General features: G+C 46.0%; 21 protein-coding genes. 14 read left to right on the top strand and 7 right to left on the bottom strand.

Annotated features, from left to right (window positions below):
• The first annotated feature begins 88 nt into the window (after positions 1 to 88).
• On the top strand, positions 89 to 2068 hold the full coding sequence (locus K5Q92_RS06660; protein WP_220768243.1) for a BCCT family transporter: 1980 nt from the start codon (positions 89 to 91) through the stop codon (positions 2066 to 2068).
• 90 nt (positions 2069 to 2158) lie between these two features.
• Positions 2159 to 2521, top strand: a complete 363-nt coding sequence (locus K5Q92_RS06655; RefSeq protein ID WP_202721563.1) for a YajD family HNH nuclease — start codon at positions 2159 to 2161, stop codon at positions 2519 to 2521.
• A 69-nt stretch (positions 2522 to 2590) separates the two neighbouring features.
• Here K5Q92_RS06655 and K5Q92_RS06650 read toward each other — a convergent pair whose 3' ends face one another.
• Entirely contained in the window at positions 2591 to 2827 is a 237-nt protein-coding gene (locus tag K5Q92_RS06650) for a DUF1289 domain-containing protein (protein WP_220768240.1), read from the bottom strand.
• Positions 2828 to 3082: 255 nt separating this feature from the next.
• Here K5Q92_RS06650 and K5Q92_RS06645 point away from each other — a divergent pair, with 255 nt between their 5' ends.
• The 7 genes from K5Q92_RS06645 (at position 3083) to K5Q92_RS06615 (ending at position 11548) form a co-directional block, all read left to right on the top strand.
• Positions 3083 to 4261 carry a chemotaxis protein gene (locus tag K5Q92_RS06645; protein ID WP_220768239.1) on the top strand — a complete coding sequence of 393 codons (1179 nt, stop codon included), beginning with the start codon at positions 3083 to 3085 and terminating at the stop codon, positions 4259 to 4261.
• A 103-nt stretch (positions 4262 to 4364) separates the two neighbouring features.
• On the top strand, positions 4365 to 5657 hold the full coding sequence (locus tag K5Q92_RS06640) for a methyltransferase (protein ID WP_220768238.1): 1293 nt from the start codon (positions 4365 to 4367) through the stop codon (positions 5655 to 5657).
• Between the two features lie 260 nt (positions 5658 to 5917).
• A complete protein-coding gene (locus tag K5Q92_RS06635; RefSeq protein ID WP_202721559.1) occupies positions 5918 to 6967 on the top strand; it encodes a 3-oxoacyl-ACP synthase III in 1050 nt (349 codons plus the stop codon).
• A 90-nt stretch (positions 6968 to 7057) separates the two neighbouring features.
• The gene (locus K5Q92_RS06630; RefSeq protein ID WP_220768237.1) at positions 7058 to 7963 is read left to right on the top strand and encodes an alpha/beta fold hydrolase; all 906 of its coding nucleotides are present in this window, start codon (positions 7058 to 7060) and stop codon (positions 7961 to 7963) included.
• 5 nt (positions 7964 to 7968) lie between these two features.
• Positions 7969 to 9678: an olefin beta-lactone synthetase gene (oleC, locus tag K5Q92_RS06625; protein WP_220768236.1), complete on the top strand. Its 1710-nt coding sequence runs from the start codon at positions 7969 to 7971 to the stop codon at positions 9676 to 9678.
• A gap of 6 nt (positions 9679 to 9684) precedes the next feature.
• Positions 9685 to 10800, top strand: coding sequence for a 2-alkyl-3-oxoalkanoate reductase (gene oleD, locus K5Q92_RS06620; protein WP_220768235.1), 1116 nt, complete (start codon positions 9685 to 9687; stop codon positions 10798 to 10800).
• Between the two features lie 256 nt (positions 10801 to 11056).
• On the top strand, positions 11057 to 11548 hold the full coding sequence (locus K5Q92_RS06615; RefSeq protein WP_259649510.1) for a hypothetical protein: 492 nt from the start codon (positions 11057 to 11059) through the stop codon (positions 11546 to 11548).
• 72 nt (positions 11549 to 11620) lie between these two features.
• On the opposite strand, the gene K5Q92_RS06610 is transcribed toward K5Q92_RS06615, so the two are convergent.
• Positions 11621 to 12469: a mechanosensitive ion channel family protein gene (locus tag K5Q92_RS06610; RefSeq protein WP_220768233.1), complete on the bottom strand. Its 849-nt coding sequence runs from the start codon at positions 12467 to 12469 to the stop codon at positions 11621 to 11623.
• Between the two features lie 258 nt (positions 12470 to 12727).
• Here K5Q92_RS06610 and K5Q92_RS06605 point away from each other — a divergent pair, with 258 nt between their 5' ends.
• Both K5Q92_RS06605 and K5Q92_RS06600 read left to right on the top strand, forming a co-directional pair.
• The gene (locus K5Q92_RS06605; RefSeq protein WP_220768232.1) at positions 12728 to 13393 is read left to right on the top strand and encodes a glutathione S-transferase; all 666 of its coding nucleotides are present in this window, start codon (positions 12728 to 12730) and stop codon (positions 13391 to 13393) included.
• Between the two features lie 162 nt (positions 13394 to 13555).
• The gene (locus K5Q92_RS06600; protein ID WP_220768231.1) at positions 13556 to 14296 is read left to right on the top strand and encodes a cytochrome b/b6 domain-containing protein; all 741 of its coding nucleotides are present in this window, start codon (positions 13556 to 13558) and stop codon (positions 14294 to 14296) included.
• Positions 14297 to 14380: 84 nt separating this feature from the next.
• On the opposite strand, the gene K5Q92_RS06595 is transcribed toward K5Q92_RS06600, so the two are convergent.
• The gene (locus K5Q92_RS06595) at positions 14381 to 15226 is read right to left on the bottom strand and encodes an RNA pseudouridine synthase (RefSeq protein ID WP_220768230.1); all 846 of its coding nucleotides are present in this window, start codon (positions 15224 to 15226) and stop codon (positions 14381 to 14383) included.
• Between the two features lie 85 nt (positions 15227 to 15311).
• On the bottom strand, positions 15312 to 15638 hold the full coding sequence (locus K5Q92_RS06590; protein WP_220768229.1) for a multidrug efflux SMR transporter: 327 nt from the start codon (positions 15636 to 15638) through the stop codon (positions 15312 to 15314).
• Between the two features lie 330 nt (positions 15639 to 15968).
• Between K5Q92_RS06590 and K5Q92_RS06585 the strand changes: the two genes are divergently transcribed.
• On the top strand, positions 15969 to 17702 hold the full coding sequence (locus K5Q92_RS06585) for a phospho-sugar mutase (RefSeq protein WP_220768228.1): 1734 nt from the start codon (positions 15969 to 15971) through the stop codon (positions 17700 to 17702).
• 400 nt (positions 17703 to 18102) lie between these two features.
• On the top strand, positions 18103 to 18771 hold the full coding sequence (locus K5Q92_RS06580; protein ID WP_220768227.1) for a trans-aconitate 2-methyltransferase: 669 nt from the start codon (positions 18103 to 18105) through the stop codon (positions 18769 to 18771).
• A gap of 4 nt (positions 18772 to 18775) precedes the next feature.
• Here the strand turns inward: K5Q92_RS06580 and panP are convergent, their stop codons facing one another.
• The 3 genes from panP to K5Q92_RS06565 all read right to left on the bottom strand — a co-directional run bounded on the left by panP (position 18776) and on the right by K5Q92_RS06565 (position 23335).
• A complete protein-coding gene (gene panP / locus K5Q92_RS06575; RefSeq protein ID WP_220768226.1) occupies positions 18776 to 20422 on the bottom strand; it encodes a pyridoxal-dependent aspartate 1-decarboxylase PanP in 1647 nt (548 codons plus the stop codon).
• Between the two features lie 260 nt (positions 20423 to 20682).
• Complete coding sequence (locus K5Q92_RS06570) at positions 20683 to 21837, bottom strand: glycerate kinase (RefSeq protein ID WP_220768225.1); 1155 nt, start codon at positions 21835 to 21837, stop codon at positions 20683 to 20685.
• Between the two features lie 139 nt (positions 21838 to 21976).
• The gene (locus K5Q92_RS06565; RefSeq protein ID WP_220768224.1) at positions 21977 to 23335 is read right to left on the bottom strand and encodes a GntP family permease; all 1359 of its coding nucleotides are present in this window, start codon (positions 23333 to 23335) and stop codon (positions 21977 to 21979) included.
• A gap of 294 nt (positions 23336 to 23629) precedes the next feature.
• Between K5Q92_RS06565 and K5Q92_RS06560 the strand changes: the two genes are divergently transcribed.
• The gene (locus K5Q92_RS06560) at positions 23630 to 24553 is read left to right on the top strand and encodes a helix-turn-helix domain-containing protein (protein ID WP_220768223.1); all 924 of its coding nucleotides are present in this window, start codon (positions 23630 to 23632) and stop codon (positions 24551 to 24553) included.
• Positions 24554 to 24645: the final 92 nt, after the last annotated feature.

Here is a 24645-nt window from a genome sequence, read left to right as displayed (position 1 = left end):
ATATTAACTGATGCACCGCTGATTTCTGGCTTGCCGACCTAGGCAAAGCTAGAATAGTTGTGTGTACTTCATTGATCGCGGTAACTATATGTCGATAAAATCGAGTATTAATCCACCTGTATTTTTCTCCTCGGTAATTTTAATTACCTTAATGGTGTTTGTTTGTGCTGTTTGGCCCACTCAATCACAAGATATTTTCAAAACGGCGCAATCCTGGTTCGAACTTAAAGCTGGTTGGCTTTACATCTTAGGTGTTGCTATCTTTCTAATTTTTATCATCTTTGTGATGGTCAGCCGTTTCGGTGATATCAAGCTAGGCCCTGATCACGCTGAACCCGATTACACCTATAAGAGCTGGATTGCCATGCTGTTCTCTGCTGGTATGGGTATTGGTTTGATGTTCTTCGGTGTTGCTGAGCCTGTGATGCACTACATGGCGCCACCTGATGCCGATCCTCTGACTATTCAGGCGGCAAAAGATGCTATGAAGATCACCTTCTTCCATTGGGGGATTCATGCTTGGGCTATTTATGCTGTGGTAGCCTTGAGCTTGGCGTACTTCTCTTATCGTCATAAGCTGCCCCTGCTACCAAGAAGTGCCTTATATCCATTAATCGGTGATAAGATCTATGGGCCAATCGGTCACGCCGTCGATACGTTTGCGGTACTGGGTACCATGTTTGGTGTGGCGACATCGCTAGGTTTTGGTGTATTCCAGCTTAACTCTGGTCTGAACTACTTATTAGATGTGCCTGTGAGCACAACGGTGCAAGTCTGTTTGATTATTGGTGTCTGTGGTATTGCTACAATTTCGGTATTTTCAGGCTTAGATAAAGGGGTTAAGCGTCTAAGTGAGCTAAACCTTATTCTTGCAGTGTTATTGCTGGTGTTCGTCTTACTATTTGGTCCTACCGTTGAACTGCTACAAGCATTTGTACAGAACACAGGTGCCTATTTAAGTGACATCGTTGGTAAGACGTTTAACCTATACGCCTACGAGCAAAAGAATGATTGGATTGGTGGCTGGACGCTACTTTATTGGGGCTGGTGGATCTCATGGTCTCCATTCGTAGGTACCTTTATCGCCCGTGTTTCTCGTGGCCGTACAATTCGTGAATTCTTAGTCGGGGTATTATTTGTTCCTTCTGCACTGACATTCCTTTGGATGACAGGCTTTGGTAACAGCGCTATCGATGTGATCTCTAATGGCGGAACCTATCTGTCTGATGCCGTTTCAGAAGATGTTTCAGTTGCATTATTCGTGTTCTTCGAGCACATGCCATTCTCGACACTGCTATCGACAATCGCATTGTGTCTGGTTGTAACTTTCTTCGTCACTTCATCTGACTCGGGTTCATTGGTCATCGATAACCTAACATCGGGTGGCGACCACGATGCACCAGTATGGCAGCGTATTTTCTGGGCCCTAATGCAAGGTGTTGTGGCATCTGTATTGTTGTTAGCGGGTGGCTTGCAGGCGCTACAGACTGCTGCAATTGCCAGTGCACTGCCATTCTTGCTGGTAATGTTGATGATGTGTTTTGGTCTGTATATAGCGCTTAAGGATGACTGGTTAAAGATCAACAGTGTACAGTCACACAACACTAGCGTTCAGTTCACCAAGACTAACGTAAGCTGGGAGTCGCATATCGACGTATTACTGTCTCACCCAAGTCAGCAAGAAGCACAAGACTTCTTGGATAAGGTAGCACAACCTGCGTTGTCGAAAGTATGCGAGAGCTTCTTAAGCCGCTCAATCTCGGCTGAGATCATCAACTTTGATAATCGCATTCGCTTCGTGGTTCACAGTGAAGAGCACAATGACTTTGTATATGGCTTGCGTATCCGTGCCTACACCATCTCTAATCCGTTAGAGAGTGAAGTAGCCGAAGGCGAAAACGAGTACTACCGCGTGGAAGTATTCCTAGAGCATGGTGGCCAGCATTACGATGTGATGGGCTTTACACAAGAGCAGATCTTAGCCGATGTGGTAACTCAATATGAGAAATACCTGCATTACCTACATCTCTCTAGCTCAGAGTACTTAGGTAGCGAAGCTAACTCTTAACCAACTAGGTTAACGATTAATTTGCGGTGAAAATTCCCTAGAGTCAGTGGTACAATTGGCTCTAGGTAACAAACTTTAATGAGAAAGATCATGTCGACCAATCAAGGGCAGAGTAAGTTAGATAAAGTATTGGCAGAGGCCAGAGAGTATAAGGCAAAGCGTGAGGGCGGTTATCGCGAACAGGCACTTAAGCTTTACCCTTGGGTATGTGGCCGTTGTACTCGTGAATTTAACAATGCCAACCTAAGAGAGTTGACGGTGCATCATCGTGATCATAACCACGATAATAACCCATCAGATGGTTCGAACTGGGAGTTGTTGTGTCTCTACTGTCACGACAATGAACACTCAAAGTTTGAAGAGTTGATTCAATATGGCTCAACCACCGAGACGAAAGTGGAAGCGGCTACCTATAACCCGTTTGCTGATCTGAAAAGCATGATGAAGAAGTAGCACCCCAAGCTTTTTATAAAAAGCTAACAAAAAAGAGCCGCTATCAGCGGCTCTTTTTGTTTCTAATAGCTAGCTATTATGCTTTAACCTTGCTTCGGCTTCGAGCCATTTATCACGACTCAATATGGCACTGTTTTCTCCGCCTTGCATCAGTGCTTTTCGCTCGGCCAGCTTTTGCCAGATCTGTGCTTTTTGCTCATCACTGGCCGCTGACCAACCGACAATCTCATCGATATGGCGATAACACCCCATACAAAAATCTTCGTCATTTAGACCACAATGGGCAACACAGGGGGATTGTTTCATAAGGTCGCTATCTTATTGTTGTTCGAATTTGCGGCAAATTTTAAGTTAGCTAAAATTAGCTTACAAGTGAATGCTGTGAAAGTGTATCAATACTCAAGCTCAGACGTTGATGATCTTTGCCTACATCTCAATTTATAAATAAAGTGAATAACCCATAGTCGACATAGAGATAGGTAATGTCTAAATCAGATGCTACAATTACCAGTTGATTTTTTATCTAAGTATTCAATGAATTGTGTGTTTTCTGGAGGAGTTATGAGAACGCTGTTTCGCTTTTGTTTAGTGACTGTTGTAGCACTACTTACCAGTGCTTGCTCACTGCTCGAGATTAAACTGGAAAGTGGTATCGAGCCACTGCCCAAAGAGCAGCTTAATATGCGAGTACTGAGCCGAGATTTCAGTACCGTTTTCTATAGTCAGGTCGAAAGCGCTGCGGATATTATTGAGCGAAATACTGACAGTATTGCGATTCAATCAAATACGTTAATGTGGAAAATTAATGCGGAACAAAACCTGCAGCACACTATTTTCCAAGCCTCACCAACAGCGGCGATGGTCGATACTTGGGTGTTCACTGAGCAGATGGCGCAATTTTTTGAAACTGGAGCGGGTAAGAACCTGTTCGCAGAACAGCAGCAAGTTGCAATCGACGCAAGCACTAAGTTACGCGATCAATTTGAACGTACTATTAAAAAGTTTGGTTCAGCTAACTTTAAGAAGAACCAAGAATTTGTGAAGCAATATGTGGCTAAAAATCCGATTAAGGATATGGCATTCGCTCGTGAGTCGGCGTTTACCGAGTGGCTCGAGTTCCATCAAATTAGTGAATTTGATGCAGTGACGACCTTCGGTACCGTACCGGAAGTAATGAGTGATATCTCAGACAGAATGGCAATGATCGCCGAGCAGATGCCTAAGATCTTAGGCTGGAAAGCCGAGCTTTACGCACTGCATTCAAACATTAACGCCGATGAAATCCAGCGTACCTTGATGAGCATAAGCGATACTTCGGCCAAGTTTCAGCAGTTGATGGCGCAAAGCCCTGAGATGATGCAGACCTTAGCGGTCGATATGCGCAGAGAGTTAAGCCCGTTACTGGAGCAACTTAGCGTTGACACCGATGACAAGCTAAAGCAGTTATCCGTTGAGCGTCAGGCTTTGGAGCTGATGGTGAAAAATGAACGTATGGCACTGGAAGCTATGGTCGCCAGAGAACGCGCCGCAGCGGCTGTTGATTTAGAGCAGCTGTCTCAGCATACGGTAGAGGTAGTGTTTCAGGAGATCACTAAGACGCTAAAGAGCCTGATCTTGTACTTCGTACTCTTCTTAGTGGTGGTATTCTTTGCGCCACTCGGTCTCGGAGTCTGGTTAGGTAAACGCATGCAAATTAAGAAGCAAGCAGCTGCAAGCATCAGCCGCGAGCAAAAAGCCTAAACGAATTTAGACCATGACATGCTAAACTAACGGGCGCCTTTGAAGGTGCCCGTTTTTTTCAGGCTTTAATAGCAAGATTGTTGTAACTGTAAATGACTAAAAGATGACATTAACTACAGATCAAACCTCGTCCCAGAGCGATAAGCAGAGCGCACAGCAGCGACTTAAACAAATAGACGCGATGTTGACCCAGAGCCAGCCTTTGTGGCGTTGCCGTAGCTTTGATTGTGACCAGCTACCGTGGCAGGACGACTTCCCAAGCTTAGCCAATACGGTTTGGCAGCTGAGTGATGACTCACTAGAGCAGATTGACGCCTGCCAACATAGGCTTAATGAAGTATTGCTGCCGGCATTGGCTGCAGATCTTAACGCTCAAGGTCAACAGTGGCCTCTCGCACTATTTTCCCAGTCGGCTATCGGCTCGCCTGTCAAAAGTGAATCCGTATCTGAGACAATCACAGCAATACCTTCACTACTCTCATTAGAGGATGAGCCCCATTTTAGCGCCCATATTAAGGGGCGAAAGTGGCAACAGATAAATGCCTTTGTGGCTAAACTGCCTCGTGATAACACCTCGGTGTTGGAGTGGTGTGCGGGTAAGGGGCACTTAGGTCGTCTGATTGCCAAAGCCCATCAACGTGAAGTGGTGAGCCTTGAGTGGCAGCAAAGCCTTTGTGATGCCGGTGAGCAGTTTGCGGCTAAGTGGAAGCTACCGCAAACCTTTATCTGCGCCGATGCTTTTGCAGGTCAAAGTGAGCAGTTACACACAGAGCAGCTCGCGGTGGCGCTACATGCCTGTGGCGATCTGCATGTTACTCTACTAAAGCATGCCAGTCGTACTGGCACCAAGCAGCTAGTGATCTCCCCTTGTTGTTATCACTTAATTCAAGCTAAGCAGTATCAACCGTTATCGAGTGTTACTAAGGCCAGCGCGCTTACCTTAAGTCGTGCTGATCTGCAGCTTCCGTTGCAGCAAAGTGTTATCGCTAACGACAAGCACAAAGGCTATCGCCTGCAGGAGATGGCTTGGCGTTTGGGATTCGATGCGCTGCAGCGTAAGGTACGCGGCGCTAATGAGTACCTTCCTGTGCCCGCTGTTAAGCAGAGCCAGTTAAATGCTACGTTTGAAGACTTTTGTCGTTGGGCCGCCGATGCTAAAGGTGTGAGTTTGCCCGTTGATCTAGATTGGCAGGAATATTTGCTTATTGGTGAACAGCGTCAGCGCTTAACCAGACGCATCGATTTAGTCGCGCATCTTTTTAGGGCGTTACTTGAGCAGTGGCTGCTGCTTGATAGAGTCTGTTTTCTTGAGGAGCAAGGTTATCAGGTTAACCTGGGTGAATTTTGTTCAAACAGTATTACGCCGCGAAATGCACTAATTCACGCATTTAAATAGAAAATATAAATCAGCTTAATTTAATCTTGCCGTAACAAATTGTTTATTAAGTTGTAATTAAGTTAGCTGTGATTGAATCCGTGGCCAGACTAACACCATTTCCTAAGTCAAGCCGATGAAAGATTGGATTAAAACACCTCAGCAATGAGGTTTTTTATTGAATCATCGGCTTTTTCTTGCTCAAATGGCTGGTTAATAATAAATAACTATCTCGATAGGCTGTCAATCGGCCGATCTTGTGAGCGACTAAAAGCAGTTTCATGAAATATTCCCGCGTTTTTATTAATAGTATGGCCTACGAGTTGGCGCCTGAAGTTGTGTCGACTTCTGAGTTAGAGTCTCGTTTAGCGCCTTTATACCAAAAGTTTCGTATTCCAATGGGGCAACTTGCCACCTTAACAGGGATCCATGAAAGACGCTGGTGGCCTAAAGGGCATCGTTTATCCGATGGCGCCTTAGCTGCGGCTCATAAAGCTATCGATGAAACAGGCGTACAGATCAGCGACTTAGGCGCGGTAGTCTATACTGGCGTGTGCCGTGATCAACATGAGCCTGCAACTGCGTGTCGTATCGCGGCTAAGCTTGGTGTCTCTAAAGACACTGCCATCTACGATATCAGTAATGCCTGCCTCGGTGTGTTATCTGGCATTTTAGATATCGCTAATCGTATTGAGCTTGGACAGATTAAAGCGGGCCTAGTGGTCTCTTGTGAATCTGCGCGTCATATCGTCGATATCACAATCGATAAGATGCTGGCCGAGCCGACAATGCAGAACTATGCCCAGTCGTTAGCAACCCTTACTGGTGGTTCAGGCGCAGTGGCGGTGTTGCTAACTGACGGCAGCCTAAACCTTAAGGGCAATCGAGAGCATCAGCTACTGGGAGCCAGTCACCTATCCGCTCCTGAGCATTATGACTTGTGTCAATGGGGCCTAGAGGAAGCGGGTCCACAACTGTACCGTGAGTTTATGCGCACTAACGGTGTCGCCCTGCTAAAAGAAGGGGTTGAGCTAGCGCGTCATACTTGGAGTCATTTCCTTGAGCAGCGCAACTGGCTGGTGGAACAGGTCGACAAGGTGATCTGTCATCAGGTAGGGGCATCGAACCGTCGTAACGTGTTAAGTGCACTGAATATCCCAGAAGAGAAAGAGTTTCCAACCTATAAGCTACTTGGCAACATGGGCACTGTTTCACTGCCTGTTACCGCTGCGATGGCCCACGATCAAGGCTTCCTGAAGCGTGGTGATCAGGTAAGCTTTTTAGGCATAGGCAGTGGTTTAAACTGCATGATGTTGGGACTTAAGTGGTAATGCTAATTTGCCTACGTTTATCGGCGTAGGCTTTTTCATTTTCACGACCCACTCAGTTACACCTTAAGTATAAGAATGATAGGAAACGTCATGCTAGATACCCTACACCCGTTTAAGCGCAATTATTTAGATAGAAATGGCAACAAGCTTCAATACGTGAATGAGGGCCAAGGCGAGCCTGTGGTTATGGTTCACGGTAATCCGAGCTGGTCTTTTTATTATCGAAATCTGATTAGCGCCCTTAGTGATAACTATCAATGTATCGTACCTGACCACATCGGCTGCGGCTTATCAGATAAGCCCGATGACAGTGGCTATGACTACACCCTAAAAAATCGTATCGATGATTTAGAAGCCTTACTCGAACACTTAGGTGTGAAAGAGAACATTACACTAGTGGTGCACGATTGGGGCGGTATGATAGGTATGGGTTATGCGGCGCGCTACCCTGAGCGTATTAAGCGCTTGGTCATACTCAATACTGGAGCGTTTCATCTGCCTGCGAGTAAGCCGTTTCCATGGGCGCTATCAATCTGCCGTAATACTATGCTGGGGACATTCCTAGTTCGTGGCTTTAACGCTTTTTCATCGGCGGCGTCTTATGTGGGGGTGAAGCGGAAACCTATGCACAAAGATATTCGCGAAGCCTATGTCGCGCCGTTTAACTCTTGGGCAAACCGTATCTCAACGTTGCGCTTCGTGCAGGATATTCCGTTAAAGCCGGGCGATCGTAACTATGACTTAGTGTCAGATATCGCGGCGAGTCTAAGCAAATTCCAAGATGTACCGACAGTGATCTGTTGGGGTCTGCAAGACTTTGTCTTCGACAAGCACTTCTTGGCTGAGTGGAAGCTAAGAATGCCCCATGCCGAGGTGCATGAGTTTAGCGACTGTGGCCACTATATTCTGGAAGATGCCAGCGATGAGGTGATTGGTCACATTAAAGCCTTTATGGCTAAAACGAATGAGGCAACTGCCACAGAGTCGGTGGCCTAAACGCCATGGCTAGTCAGTTGAGAGAAAACAATGACGGCGCAAATTTGTGCCGTCATTTAGTTAGTGCCGCCAAGACTATCCCCGACTCACTTGCTGTTGCCGTGCAGCAAGCTAATGGTAAATCGATATCGGGTTTGCGTTACCAAGAGATGGACTTTCAAACCCTAAACACTAAAAGTGACGAGCTCGCTAGCGCGCTGATCTACCATGGTTTAACGCCAGGGATGAAGGCGGTGTTGATGGTGACCCCAAGTATCGATTTTTTCTGCTTAACCTTCGCACTCTTTAAGGCTGGTATTATCCCTATCTTGGTCGACCCAGGCATGGGCGTTAAAAACCTGAAGCAGTGTTTTATTGAGGCTAAGCCCGATGCCTTTATCGGGATCCCCAAAGCCCATATCGCTAGACGATTATTTGGTTGGGGCAAACCTACTGTTAAGCACTTGATCAATGTGGGGGGCAGCGCTTTCGCTCAAGCGCTGACAGGGGCGACGAGCCTAGAGAGCCTATTGAAGGCGAATCCAGCCACAGAGCCATTTAACATGCGCTGGCTAGATGAGGACGCCATGGCGGCAATCTTGTTTACCAGTGGCAGTACGGGCACGCCTAAAGGTGTGGTTTATTCCCATAAGATGTTCGAGGCACAAATTACCGCACTTAAAGATGATTACGCGATCAAACCTGGGGAGCGAGACTTAGCAACGTTTCCACTGTTTTCGCTATTTGGCCCAGCGCTAGGCATGGCATCGATTGTGCCCGATATGGACGCCAGTAAACCTATCACCGCCAACCCTGATTTTATTTTTGCTGCTATCGAAAAATATCAGTGTAGCAATATGTTCGTGAACCCAGCGCTGATAGAGCGCCTTGGTGGGGCGGGTGAAGCCTGCCAACACAAACTGACTAGCATTCAACGGGTGATCTCTGCCGGAGCACCGGCTACCATCTCATCGATTAAGCGCTTTAGCAAGATGCTTAATGACGAGGTGGAGGTGCTTAATTCCTATGGTGCGACCGAGTCCTTACCCTTAAGTAAAATTGGCAGCAAGGCTATGTTTAACACCACTGATATCACAGATAACGGCGGTGGGATCTGTGTCGGTAAGGCGATAGATGGAGTGGATATTGCCATTATAACTATCGATGAGCAGCCAATCAGTAGTTGGGATGAGGCTCTACGTTTGCCTGCAGACACAATAGGTGAAATTGTCGTTAAAGGCCCTATGGTGAGTCGCAGTTATTACCAGCGAGATAGCGCGACAAAAATAGCAAAAATTAAAGATGGCAGCGAAATACGCCACCGTATGGGCGACTTAGGTTACTTAGATAGTGATGGCTTATTGTGGATGTGCGGCCGCAAGGCGCATCGGGTCGATGCCGAGGCCACAACGGCTAACGAACCAAAACGCTATTATTCCATCCCCTGTGAGCGGATTTTTAATACCCATAGCGATGTTAAGCGTAGCGCCCTGGTCGGTGTAAAAGTGGCGGGTAGAGTGACGCCGCTCGTCTGCATCGAGCTTAAGCAATCAGTGGCTTGCTCGCTCTCAAATAAGCTTTACAGCGAGCTCAAAGCGATTGCCGAGCAGCATTCGCAGACTCAAGGGATTGAGCGTTTCCTTATTCATCCAGACTTCCCTGTCGATATTCGCCATAACGCTAAAATATTCCGAGAAAAATTAGCTGTATGGGCGCAAAAGGAGATTAAGGAGTAATGTATTTTGTCATTGGTTAACACAAGTCAATCTTCAAAGCTGGACGACTTCTTGCCCCAAGAGCAAGCCGCACTGTTGGCGCTTAAGCAAAAAGTGACTCACGCCTTTGTCACTGGAGCGGGGGGCTTTTTGGGCAAAGCCATCTGTGAACGCCTGCTAGCGGTTGGGATTAAGGTGACTGGTTTTGCACGTGGCCAATACCCTGAATTAAATGCCATGGGCGTAGAGATGGTTAAAGGTGATATTGCCGATGAACAAGCTCTGCTCGATGGGATGCAAGGCTGTGATCTGGTGTTTCATGTAGCATCGAAAGCGGGGGTCTGGGGCAGTAAGCAGAGCTACTTTTCCCCCAATGTTGATGGCGCTCGCCATATCATCAATGCCTGTAAACAGCGCAATATTGAGCGTCTAGTCTATACCAGCACACCGAGCGTTACCTTTGCTGGTGTCGATGAAGCGGGCAATGATGAGTCTGCGCCTTATGCCAAGCAGTTTCTCAATTTCTATGGTGAGTCAAAGGCGATTGCCGAGCAGATGATGCTGAGCGCCAATGGCGAACCACTGGCTAACGGTAAGCTTTTGGGGACCACGGCGTTAAGGCCTCACCTTATTTGGGGCCCAAACGATCCTCATCTTGTTCCGCGAGTGCTTGAGCGTGCCGAAGTGGGTAAGCTTAAGCTAGTCGGCCGTGAAGATAAGCTTGTTGATACCATTTTTGTTGGCAACGCTGCCTATGCTCATATCTTGGCGGCGCTTACGCTGAGCAATGGAGTGGTGGAAGGGATGCCCAACAGTGCCGCTTGTGCGGGTAAGGCCTATTACCTGAGTAATGATGAGCCGATTACGATGGCGGCGATGCTTAATAAAATTCTTGCCTGTAGAAATTTGCCACCAGTGACTAAGCGAGTGCCGACTCATCTTGCCTATATGGCAGGTTACCTGTTGGAGTCAGTATATAGTTTACTTGGTAAACAGGATGAGCCCATTATGACTCGCTTTGTGGCAAGGCAGCTCTCGACGAGTCATTATTTTGATATCAGCGCCGCAAAACAAGATCTCGGCTATCAGGCATTGGTGAGTATTGACGAGGGGATGGAGCGGTTAAAGGCATCGTTACGATAAAGTTCAGTTGTGAGTCGTCTATATTAAGTTCGGCTATGAACAACGCTGAAAGTACAAAAAACAGCAAGCTATTGCTGTTTTTTTATGCTTAAATTTATTGTCAAATGATTGATATAAGTAATGATATATGGGCTGCTACTATGGATGATGTCATATTGGCTTGCTCAGATTAAGCGCTGTGAACGATTGACTAAGAGGTGGGGCTGGGAAGCGAGTCATCGTTGGCAGTAGAACAACTTAGAAAAAGGGAATGGATATGTTGTTACGATTAGTAGGGCTTGGCGTGTTTGTCGCCTTGATGAGTCTTACGGCAACGGCCAGTGAGATCACTGATGAAAATGTTGCAATTGACGTTGAAGCAGATGTTAGCACCCATGTTGAAAATCCATTTATTGGCAGCTGGAAGCTAGTTTCAGGGCGTTATCTCGATGGCAAGGGCAATTGGATTGATTATAGTGAGCTAAAATTGGAGGCGATAAAGGTTATTTCTGCAAAACATTTCAGCTTTACCACCATCAAAAATGTCGGCACAAAGGATAAGCCTAAAACAGAGTTTTGGGCGGCAGGCACAGGGCATTACGAGTATACTGCAAGCGACTATGTTGAATACCCAGAGCTTAACTCATTCGGAGTCAAACCCAATACGCCTTTTTCTTTTAGTTATGTCATTGAAGGAGACGAGTGGCGTACAGAGCGTATTGAAGATGGTGAATTAAAAGAGCAAGAAGTTTGGCATCGTCTTGATTAATACAAAATAAAACGCAGTGTTTGAGCACTGCGTTTTTATTGCATGAGCTAAGGACCTGGACAGAGATGAGCCTTAAAGCTCGCGGTCTTTTCCAAATGCCTCATGATAGGCGATCATAAAGTCTTCTCGAATAAGCTGTTCTAGATGAATCGCCTGTTCGGTTGGGCAGAAGATCATGATATGTACATGTTGCTCTCCGTTAGCGCCACTATTGATATGAATATGGGGTTCAGATCCCGGTAGGTCCACACCCGCATGCTTTTCAATCACGCTGTTATAGCGCTTGGCCACTTCATGAAACTCTTCACAGTGAGCTTCAATCTTCTCGTGTAACTCTGGAAATAGTGGATACAGGTTAACAAACTCAACCACAGTGATATGAAAGTCATGGTAGACATAGCGTTTCATAAAGTTGAGGTTTTTAACGGCATAGCTGAAGAACATGCTGTTTGGCAGGGTGGCGGTTTTACCGGTGAAGTGATACTGGCCATGGTGCAGATCAATCTCTTGAATAACAGTTGCCATTAGGTTGTGCTCTATCACCTCACCACAAATTTTACCCACTTCAATCCAGTCACCTATGACAAATGAGCGAGAGCTGGCTCTTTGAATCGAACCGGTAAAGCACAAAATAATCTCTTTCGATGCCACAACAAAAGCGATGGCGATAGCGGTAACTGAGAGGGCAAACTTGCTGATCTCCGTCTGCCATAGCATAAACAGGATCACTATAATTAAAATAAAGGTGCCGTTTTTGGTACGTGACATCCATTTACGTTGAACTTCAGTTAAAAACGCCACATCACCACGAATTTGAGAGATCACCAAGCGCTTAATCAATGAAATCAAAACAATGATTAATACCGTTAGCAAAAGCTTATGGGTTAATAAAAAGTCCACTGCGATGGTTAGTTTATCCACGAAACCCTCTTAAAATAGCACCTAAAGTTTATGTTCTATAGTCGAATAAATCAGCTTAACCAAGTGATTTAACCGCTTTTACTTATGATGGGGTCACTCTACGGTTATCATAGGTAAAAAACAAGCTAGCTAATACTGGACAGATTACTTGATTGAGATTGATTTAAACTTAATGGGTCCAGCTCTAGATTGGAAATTGCTTGATAAGCGATTTGGCTATCTATTTTATTGAACGCATCGTTAGGGAATAAAGCCATCATGAGTGCAGTGTCATCACCTCCCGTACTATACTCTTTACGCAATTGCCCCTACGCGGTTCGGGCAAGAATGGCTGTCTATCTTTCGGGACAATCGGTACAGCTACGTGAGTTGCGTTTAGATAATAAGCCGGTCAAATTGTTAGAAGCTTCGCCAAAGGGAACCGTGCCAGTACTGGTGTTGCCCTGTGGTGAGGTTGTTGAGCAGAGCCTAGAGATCATGCTGTGGGCGTTTAGAACTAATGACCCTGATAATTACCTTCTTGATGATAAGCTGGATAGACAGCAGGAGATGTTTAGTCTTATTGCGCTATTTGATGAGGAGTTTAAAACTTGTCTGGAAAACTACCGTAGTGCTAAACGTTATCATGATCCAGAGTTATTAACTCAACGGCAGTCCTGTGAGCGATACTTGCAGCTCCTTGAACTAAAGCTCCTTAAACATCAATACCTAGTTTCAGATAACCCCTGTCTTGCCGATCTCGCAATTCTTCCTTTTATTCGTCAATTTTCTCGTGTTGAACGTCAATGGTACAGGCAGTCTCCCTACCCAAAAGTTAGGGATTGGCTGAGTGGTTACTTACAGAGCCGAATGTTCAGTAAAGTGATGACTAAATTCCCAGTATGGTCGGAGTGTAATGAACAGGTCACCTTTAAAGCTCTTTAAAATCAGGTTGTTAGGTTGCACTATCGCCCGTCATCCTTTGCTTTAAGGGCTTCTCGATATTAAACAATAATTTACTGAAAAAATGACTTAAGGGCGTATCATAAATCCACTAGTTTGAAACTTTGCAAATGCGAGTGAAATAAGATTTTCGGGGGAAAGTCGATGAGTGAAAAGCAACATAGTAATATTGAAACGGTATCTGTGTATCAAGTGTGGGATAAACCCGTACGCATTTTCCACTGGATTAACCTAGTGTTGATCACCGCGTTAATGTTTGTCGGGTTAATCATGCTGTTTAAATCTGAGCTTGGAATTAGCGGACTAGCTGCGAAGATTAAACTTAAAGAGCTGCATATTGTAATAGGCTATCTTTTCGTGATTAACCTGCTTATACGTTTGCTATGGGGCTTTATCGGCAGTGGCTATGCCAAGCTTTCCCATATGTGGCCAAGCTTTAAGTCTGCAAGTGATTATCGACAAGCATTGAAGGCGGGTCAGAACCCGCAGTACTTAGGCCATAACCCGCTGGGCAAGTTGGCCGTCAGCGCAATATTTGCATTGCTAATCGTTCTCGGAGCGACCGGATTGTTGCGCGCGGGCACTGACGTTTTTTATCCGCCATTTGGCGCGGCAGTGACCGAGTACATCGCAGCTGATGGGGTAGAGCCTGCCTCGCTAAAACCCTATGATGAAACTGGAGTTAACCAACAGAAAGTCGCGCAGATGAAGCCTTACAAAAGCATTATAGGTAAGGTGCACCTCTATAGCGCTTATCTGCTGATGCTAGTGGTACTGACTCATATTCTCGGTGTTATAATCGCGGAGCTTAAACATCAGCCTGGTATTATTTCGGCTATGTTTTCAGGTAAGAAACGACTTAAAGATAAGCCTGTCGATGAGTAAAGGCTTTTAGCATAAAGCTGTTGCCTATTGATAAAAACGAAAGCCCACATTAGTGGGCTTTCGTTTATCGCTTAGTTGCTGGCATTAGCACGATTGAAACTCAGGTCGGTAACTTTGCGGCAGCTCAAATACTTTATCCTCACCAGTAACAGGGCAGACAAAGCTTAAGTGGCAAGAGGTGAGCTGTAGGTTCGGTGTCTGGTCGCTGCCATTGCCATGCTGTCTGTCGCCGACAACGGGGTGGCCAATACTGGCCATATGGATACGAATTTGGTGTTTACGCCCTGACTCGATTTTAACCTGCACTTTAGACTGGTTCAGCTCGCTGTTGTACTCCAAGCGCTCGGCGTGTGACATCGCAGACTTGTTATCCACATCGGTATCTATGGTCACTTTTCCATCGGGAAACTTACCTTCCACTATCACCTGATAAAACTTATCCAGCGCGCGAGTTTCAAACAACTTGGCGATAGCTGCGGTAAATTTTTTATTATGCCCCAACACGATAAGGCCTGTAGCGGCCAGATCGAGCCTGTGAATGAGGTAAGCGTTTCGAGCTGGTTTCAGGTGGGTCTCGATGTAACGATTAATGGTGGTGTGGTCGCTCCACTTTGAGCCCTGACAGCGCATGCCAAAGGGTTTGTACCAGATGCTGTATTGCTCCTGATCGAACAGTAGCTCCGCGTCGGTTACCGTCTCATCCAATACCGCTTGGTTGTAATAAAGGTGCAGTTCATCACCGATCTTAAGCGCCTTCTTCGCACGGCGAAGACGATTGGTTTGCTTGCCATGACTGTGCCAAACCGCCCCTTTTTGCATCGCTTGCTTGAGCACCTGCTTGGATAAGCCTGTTTTCTCCGCGAGCAGGCTTGCCGCATCAATCTCGGTAGATTGGACTTTGATATGGGTTTCTATTTTTAACGGGCTCATGATTAACAGTTCGCAGCAAGGGGTTATTTAGCAAGCCGATAATTTTACACGATTAGCGAACGTTTGGCTCATGGTTACGTATTACTTAATGCAGATTAGGAGTGTTCATGTTGATAAGTGCGACTCCTATAACGATCAAAATCATGCCAAAGATAGTATCGAGGTTTGGCATCTTTCCCATAAAAATACCTAGCATAGTGATTAATACAATTCCTGCACCACACCATATCGCGTAGGCAACATGAGTTGGAATAGTGTTAGTGGCCAAGGATAAGAAGTAAAACGCCGCTCCATAGCCAACGCCGCAGCCAATGGAAGGCAGTAATCGACTAAACCCCATGGTAACAGGCAGTAGACTCGTGGCAATGACCTCAGAAACAATGGCTAAGCTTAAGTATATGTAGCTATTCATATCGGGCCTATCAGTTAAAAAAAGCGCTCGTGAACAGTTGAACTGAGCGCGAAAATGGGCAATTGAAAGACTAAATCAACTTTCGAAGTTATTGTGCCGCCAAATGTTTTACTAGGCATCACTAATGATTATGGTAAAGCTTACTGAGCAATAGCACTCAATATTGCACGAAGAGATACTTGAACTTTGTGATGAAAATTTAATGCAAATTGTCTTGTTCAAGCTAAGTGCTAGGCTTAGTGTTTAATTAGGTTTATTTCTCGTAATGTGCCGCGCTTGGTTCCTATTCTTTAGCGGTCATTACCTTATTGATAGTAAATGGAGCGAGTTATGGATACCCAATTAGCATTAAGAGTAAAACACTGGATGGCAGCCGATCCTGACTCTGCGATGCGACAGGAGCTACAAGCCCTAATAGACTCGGATGATAGCGCAGAGCTTGAAGCACGCTTTTCTGGCCGACTCGCCTTTGGTACGGCAGGGTTACGCGGTGTTGTTGGCGCGGGACCGACTCGAATGAATCGATTAGTGATCCAGCAAACTTCAGCAGGGCTAGCTTCATACTTAAAGGCACAAGTTAGTGACGTAGCAAGTCGCGGCGTAGTGATAGGTTATGACGGTCGTCATGACTCGAAACAATTCGCCCATGACGCCGCAAGTGTATTAACGGCGATGGGGATTAAGGTCTATTTGACAGCAAATGTTGCCGCGACACCGCTGGTGGCTTTTGGTGTACTTCATCTTGGCTGCGCGGCGGGTGTAGTGGTCACCGCGAGTCATAATCCGCCGCAATATAACGGCTATAAGGTCTATTGGGGCAATGGTGCTCAGATCATACCGCCCCATGACAGCGGTATCGCGGCCTGTATCGATAAAGCTGCTACCGAGGCCGCGCCATTGTTGGACATAGGGCAAGCCAAAGCCATGGGCAATCTAGTCATGCTAGAGGACGACTTTTACGATGCTTACCGTCAAGGCGTGAAGCAGGCGGACGTACTGCAAAATCATACTCAACCTGAGTCTGTCACTTTAGCCTACACGGCCATGCATGGTGTAGGTAACGAAATGGCTCTGAATGTGCTGAAAGATGCGGGGGTTACACAAGTTTATTCTGTTGCAGAACAGGCATTACCCGATGGCGACTTTCCTACGGTGAATTTTCCTAATCCCGAAGAGAAAGGGGCGATGGATATGGTGATCGCTGAGGCCAAAAAGCATAACGCGATGCTTGCCTGTGCCAACGATCCTGATGCCGACCGTTTTGCCGTTGCTGTGCGTACGGCTTCTGGAGACTATCAGATGCTCACAGGCGATCAGGTAGGCGTGTTATTTGGTCATTACCTATTAACCCACGGGAGTGATGCTCAACGCTTAACCTGTACCACGATTGTGTCATCGAGTTTATTGTCAAAGGTTGCAGATAGCTTAAATGCTACATGTAGAACTACGCTAACAGGATTTAAGTGGCTGACAAATGTCGGCATGAGTGAAGAAACTGATGATAACCGCTTCCTGTTTGCTTACGAAGAGGCGCTTGGTTACACCGTTGGCTCTATGGTGTGGGATAAAGACGGCTTGTCGGCGCTGGTCGCATTTGCTCAGTTAACTGCTGAGCTTGTCAGCCAAGGACAGACTATATGGGACCGTCTTGAAGCCATCTATCGTCAGCATGGTTTTCACCTCAACGCTCAGGTCAGTATTGCCCTTAAACCGACGACGCCAAATATCGGCGCCTACCTTAGAGAACATCCCCCCGTTGAGATAGCTGGGCATAAGGTGGTATCGAGCGACGATATCAGTGTTGGTAAGCGCTACTTCTTTGATGGGAGTGCAGATGGCTCAGAGGAAGAAATCGCACTACCCGCCAGTGACGTATTGATTTATCGCCTTGAAAATGGCGCTAGAGTCATTGTCAGGCCATCAGGCACAGAGCCAAAGATCAAGTGCTATTACGAGGTGGTCGAAGCGATGAGCGCTGAAGACACATTAGTCACTGCTCAACAACGAGCGGAGGCTGAAATGGCGCGCTTCATTGAGGCGCATCAAGCAGCATTGCCTAAGTAGTAAAAACGCTCTTTAGTTGAGTTAAGTATGAAGCCATCTGTTAGGTGGCTTTTTTATGCGCAATTCATTCGATTAAATAAATTGACTCGTTGCTTTAATGGTTGTGACTTGTTTTCTTGTTTAGTCATCCTTGTCATCTTTTCTATCCTTGTTGATTAATCGTTTTATCAGACCTACTCGTTGCTCATCACCCCTTGTGTTGACAGGATTTTGGGAGGGAATGAACAAGAGGTCAATTGAGACTTTTTCAATGATATTCTCGCAGGGCTCTAGATGTTAAGGCTGGAATAACGATAGATTGTGGCTGTATAAGGCTTGAATGTAAGGACTTGAATATAAGGGCTTGAGTATTAGGCGTTACTCGGTAGGATTGGTTTATCACGCTATAAATAGAGATGTCATGAAAGAGAAACTCGATCCAAATAAGGTATCGGTAAATACCTTCGATAAGCTCGCCCTGCGATATCAAGAGAAGTATATGGATTTGGCCATGTATATCGATACCTTTGAGCCTTTTATCGAAGCACTGCCAAAACAAGATGCTAGGGTGCTGGAGCTTGCATGTGGCCCTGGCAATATCACTCGCTATCTATTGAGCAAAAGGCCTCAACTTTCGATTCTTGCCACCGATCTTGCGCCAAATATGTTGATACTTGCTCAGCAAAATAACCCTCAGGTGGATGTTGCGTTACTCGATAGCCGTGAGCTTAATCGATTAGATGCACGCTTCGATGCCATCATGTGTGGCTTCTGCTTACCTTATTTGAATCAACAACAAGTGCTAAATTTAATCTCTGATGCGGCTCAAAGACTTACGGATAATGGTGTGATTTATTTAAGTGCTATGGAAGGTGACTCTTTAGGGCCAAGAGTCGATACCTCAAGTGATGGGGATAAGATGTATACCTATTTCCACCAAGGCGCTGATATCGTTTCAGCGCTAGAATTAGCTGGCTTTAGTATTATTGAACTTAAGCGCAAACTGCAGCCTAGCCCAATTGGTGAGGTAACGGATCTGTTCATTACAGCAAGGCTCGATAAAGGGATTAGTCGAGCCTTACGGTCATAAACTGCTAGTTTTGTGCTAGCGCGAGCAGTTGAGGTAAATACAGGGGGTCTTGCGATGCAATCAGGGCTTGCTCTGTGAGGACTTGATGCAAGATCTCTTTCGTTGTCAGCGGGTTGGCGAGCACAACCCTAAAGACCACCGCCTTGATATTCATCAGCTGGTGGCTTTCTGGATTGATACGAGTACGTGATACAAATGAGCTGCCTTGTTCTCGCTGAGTTTTTTGTACAAATTTGGTCAATCCATCGAGTAACTCATTAAACTGAGTGAGTGTCGCTGTATCACCTGTCTCTCGGGCTTTTGCCATCGCCAGTTGCACTGATTGTGGCACATAGCGATAGGTGAGCAGACAAAGTTCTGGCTTAGAGACTAGCTCAAAGTCAGCTTCTGCGGTGATCAAATCTGCGAAGTAGCGCGCCTTCTCGAGGCTGTTATTGATCAAAATTTCATAACCTTCTCGGCCTATCACTTGCAGGCAAGCATGCACTAGCATCGCCATACCTGGGCGCGAACCCTCGAGGGTTTGGCTGCCTAAGTCTTTCGAGCCCTGGCGCAGAATATACTCGGCATGATGTTTAATGGCGTTGGCAAAGGTAGGGTCTTTAAATAGCACCATACCAGCACCCATGGGCACATACATCTGCTTATGCGCATCGATGGTTACGGAGTCGGCGCGCTCAACACCCGCTAGCAGGTGACGATACTTATTCGATAATAAGCTTGCACCACCCCAAGCCGCATCCACATGGAAGTGACATTCAAGTTCAGCGGCCAGATCGGCAAGTTCATTGAGGGGGTCGATATTACCGGTTTCTGTTGTGCCAGCAACACCCACAATGGCCATTACTCGAATGTTATCCTGCTCAAGTTGTTTTGCGAGTGCTCGCATCTTAGTGACATCGACCTTGTTATCGTCCGATGTAGGCACTTGAATAATGTTTTCTCGGCCAATACCTAGTAGGTCGGCAGTTTTAGCGAGTGAGTAGTGGCCGCGCTCTGAGACTAAAATCGCTAAATCATCATAGCCGTAGTGGCGCAGGCCTTTAGCGAGTCCCTGTTTGGCGATGCCTTTGAAGTCGCCATCTGCTTTGAGTAGTTGATTACGGGCAGTCCACAGCGCGGTAATGTTAGCCACTGTGCCGCCAGAGCAAAATGCGCCTAAAGAGACATTAGCGCTGTGCATCCAGCTTTGATAAAAGCTTTCACTCCCTTTATAAACAAGATGATGCATCATGCCGAGCACTTGGCGCTCGAGTGGCGTAAAGGCCTTTGAGGTCTCGATTTTTACCAAGTTTTGATTAAGCCCTACCATCATTTTAGACAGGGGTAATACAAAGTAAGGTAGGGCAGAGGTCATGTGGCCAATAAAGCTAGGTGCGGAGGTATGCACCGAATGAGCGACCAGCGTTTGCATCATATTGTCGGCGTAATCGGAGACAAACTGCGGCGCCGATGGGATCTGGTATTGTTGGAAGTCCAGTTCAACTTCAGACAGCGGCTTCTCGACAGCCACCACGCTCTCTTGTAAGAAACCCATCAGGTTTTGTGAGATATTTTGCTCAATCACACTAAGGGTAGAGTCAGGGGCTTCTGGAACCGTAAAAATTCGCAGTAGCGCCTCTTCAGAAGCGGTGGCTTTTCTTGCTGTCATTGGACTAAATTTCTCTACTAATCACGCTGTTTCTTAACTTAACTGTCGATAGAAACAGATGGTCAAAACGGACGCATAAAACGGACGGTCACTTTACTTTATGCTTTATGGTGCATCAAGTAGAAAAATAATAGCGATGGCTTTATCGCAGTAATGGTGGGAGTGTCAGAGTGGGTTTTGTGTTAAAACGTAGAGCATTGCTGAGCAAGAAAAGGTGCCGTTAAGCACCTTTTTCGGTTTATATCAAATGTAGAGATGGGTTATTTGGCGGGGGAAAGTGCGTAAAGCGCGGCGATATTTTTAGCTGTGCTGTAAAGATTATGCTTGGCGCTGGCAAGCACCTCCGCAAGCGGCAATGCTCTAGGGGTAATAGAGAACAGCGCATCGATTCCATGTTCTAGTAGCATGTTAGCATCATCGCTAACGCAACCTGCGATAGCTACCACAGGCACGCCTTGAGCTTTAGCGACACCAGCGACGCCCATAGGGGTTTTACCGTGCAGAGTTTGGCTGTCGAGGCGGCCTTCACCTGTAATCACTAAATCAGCTCCCTTAGTCAGGTTAGCCAAGTTAACTGTTTCCATCACAATGTCGATACCGGGTTTTAGCTGGGCATTTAGAAAGGTCATCACACCAAGGCCCATGCCGCCAGCAGCACCAGCGCCAGCGAGATCTCGGTTATCGTCAATGCCTGAGTCGGCTATGATATCGGCGAAATGGGCTAATGCCTTGTCAAGCTGCTGCACCATTTCTGGAGTAGCGCCTTTTTGTGGACCAAAAATAGCCGAGGCCCCTTTGTCTCCGCATAGAGGGTTATTCACATCACAGGCGACTTCGAAGCTGCACTCTTTGATCAATGGGTGTAGATCGTTTAACTCTAGCTTAGCTAATTGCATTAATGCTGCGCCACCAACAGAAAGGGTTTTGCCCTGACTGTCGAGCAGGTGAGCACCAATGGCTTGAGCCATACCCGCACCGCCATCATTGGTGGCGCTACCGCCAAGGCCGATGATGATATGTTTTATACCGCGATTGAGAGCATCAACAATCAACTCACCGGTACCGTAACTGGTAGTAATAAGGGGATTTCGCTTGTCTTGATCAACCAAATGCAGGCCAGACGCAGCAGCCATCTCAATTACGGCCGTTTTTTTCTTTCCTTGATAGCCAGCGCCCAAGACGCCATAGAAGGCCTCAACTTTATCGCCTAATGGCCCCGTGACATTGAGTGTGACAATGCTACCATCGGTGGCATCGACCATCGATTGCACTGTGCCTTCGCCCCCATCAGCGACAGGAACTTTAATGTACTCAGCAGTGGGCAATACAGTGCGAAATCCTCGTTCAATTTCATTTGCCACTTCCATTGCGGTCAGGCTTTCTTTGAAAGAGTCGGGGGCTATCACAATTTTCATGCAGTATTCCTATAAGACTAAACTCAACCAATTGAATCAGACTAATCTTGATATGGTTAACTTTGGTGCGTAAGTTGATTACGTTAGTTGATATTAGGCGAGCATGTTTATGCTCGCCTAAATATTGAGTAGCAAGTGTTTATAGCAACACTAAGCTTAGTAGATAAACCAAAGCCATAGCCGTAACACCTTGAATTAGTGTTGCCATAGTTTGGGCTTTATAGGCTTGCTTAACACTCATGCGGCTAAACTGGGTCACGACCCAGAAGAAGCTGTCGTTTGCATGAGATACTGTCATTGCACCTGCGCCAATAGCCATAACCGTCAGTACGCGTCCCATGTCACTGGCAAGGCCGATATCGCCTAACATAGGCGCAACCAGTGCAGAGGTTGCCACCAAGGCAACGGTTGACGAGCCTTGAGCCGATTTAAGCGCAGCAGCAACCACGAACGGCATAAAGATCCCAATACCTAGTGCTGACAATGACTCACCTAAGAAGGTGCCGATGTCTGTGGCTTTAAGTACTGCACCAAATGCACCGCCCGCACCTGTGATAAGCAAAATAGGCGCTGCAACCACTAAACCTTGGCTGATACGCTCGCTAAACTCTTTAATTTTGTCGTCGCCTTTTAGCAATGATAGTGACAGGAATAAACCAATCATCAAGGCATTAACAGGCTGACCTAAGAAGGCCAAGATATCGAAAAGCATACCATCGCCAAGTGGTGCCGATGGGAAGTTGGCAATCGAGCCTAAACAGATCATCAAAATTGGTACAAAAATTGGTGCAAATGCACGAGACGGGCTAGGGAGTTCACCGTAGGCCTGCTTAAGCTTGTCGAAATCATCTTGGTGACTCAAAAGCTCTTCAGCGCCTTCACCATCTGGCTGGGTATTGGCAAAGCGGTTAGCCCATAGGGTACCAGCTAGTGCGGCGACTGCGGCCACAAAAATACCAACGAAAATCACTAAACCAAGATTTGATTCAAGCCCTAAGTTACCCGCCGCGGCGATAGGACCAGGTGTGGGTGGCACAAAGGTATGAGTGGCATACAACCCCGTCGCGAGTGCGACGCTCATAGACACGCTTGACACCTTCATACGGTTAGCCATCGACTGCTTGAGCGAGTTTAAAATCACAAAGCCTGAGTCGCAAAAAACTGGGATTGAAACGATATAACCGATAATCGACATGGTGAGTGTCGGAAAGCGCTTACCCAGCACTTTAATGACCACATCGGCCATAGTAATTGCGGCGCCACTTTTCTCGAGTATGGTACCTATGATGGTACCTAATACGATAACTAGACCAATGTAGCCCAAGATCCCGCCAAAACCTGAGGTGATGGTTTTAGCGATATCGGCGCTTGGTAGACCGTAGGCAAATGCGGCAAGAAACGATGCCAGAATAAGGGTTAAAAACGGATGTAGCTTAAATTTAGCGGTGGCGATGACGATAAACGCAATCACAGCCAATAAGATCAGTACTAGGCTCATAGGGATCCCTATTTGGGTATTTTTTATATGTAAGGTTTGTTTTATTTATGCCGAGTAGGGAGCACTGAGACTGACAGCGCACCAAGGTATTTCAGGCCGAAATATTATGCTGTGGTGCTGAAATTATTTCTTTGGTAGTTCGCACAGATTTGTATCTTTTGGTTATAAATTTTTTGTGCGTACGCACATGTATGGCTGCTGGTTTTTTCTATCATAGGTTTTCATTTAATAGCACATTTTTGCTACTATGCCAGTTAATGATTTTAGTTAGTTTATATTGGTTTACACGCACTTATGGAATTGTTCTCTCTACTATCGAAAATTCGTAATGAATATGGGTTGACCCAAGCGGAAATGGTGGAAAAATTATCATTATTTCATAAGGTTTTCGCTAACCTAGACTTGATCACTTATAGCCGTTGGGAGCGAGGGGTCTCGATGCCCTCAACATTACGAATTATTCAGCTACTTACGTTCGCTGAATATGATGTATTGAGTCATTTAATCGAGTTGGATCTTAAGTTATCGAAAACTAAGGTTAATCAGGTGAGGCGTATCGAGGCTCTAGCATTTGATCAAGAAGACTTAATTCAAGCTTCCTATTATCCAGTAACCGATACCTGCTTTCATAAATACACCGAATCTACACCGCTTACAGATATGCGCAAATTGGCGCTAATTTGTGAAAGTAGCGCCAAGTTTTTTAATTTAACCGAGCGTGATGTGCAAGAAAGATGCGAGCGGGCCATAAAGTTACAAGAGCAAGGCGCGTTGCATATGCTGACCTGCGAAGGAAGCCAGGACAACCTCTATGCCCACGCAATTATCTCTGTACATAATGCTGATGACAGAGCATCGTTAATCGATGAGTTTGTCGATTTCTACAATACCCCTAGAGAGCCAGAAATTAGTGGTGACAAAATCCTCTTCTTTCACTCAATCATGAAGTTTAATTATCGCTGGTGGGAGTTTGGTGTTTTTCATTTGCTCAAACTCTTGATAGAGAACCCTGATATCAAGGAGATCTTTATGATCGTTCGAAACAAAAATGCTGAGCAGCCTTATGTTAGCTTTGGTTTTGAGGTCTTAGCTGAGTATGAAGAAGAAAATCCTTTAGCAGGGGCGCGTAAGCTTATTGGTATTAGTCGAGATGATTACCTATCGCATCACGGGGTGATATCTTGGTTAAAAGAACATGCACACTTTATAAATGATTAGAGCACTGATTTTCCATTTTAGTCGCACTTTGTTGTTGAGCTTATATAGGCATAGTTAGATTTTGTTTTTCTAAAGTGCCCTGTAGAAGTGCT

It is taken from the genome of Shewanella sp. MBTL60-007 (genome assembly GCF_019654915.1).
Taxonomy (GTDB): Bacteria; Pseudomonadota; Gammaproteobacteria; order Enterobacterales; family Shewanellaceae; genus Shewanella.
The sequence above is the reverse complement of the archived record's forward strand: the minus strand, read 5'-3'. Positions and strand labels throughout refer to the sequence as shown.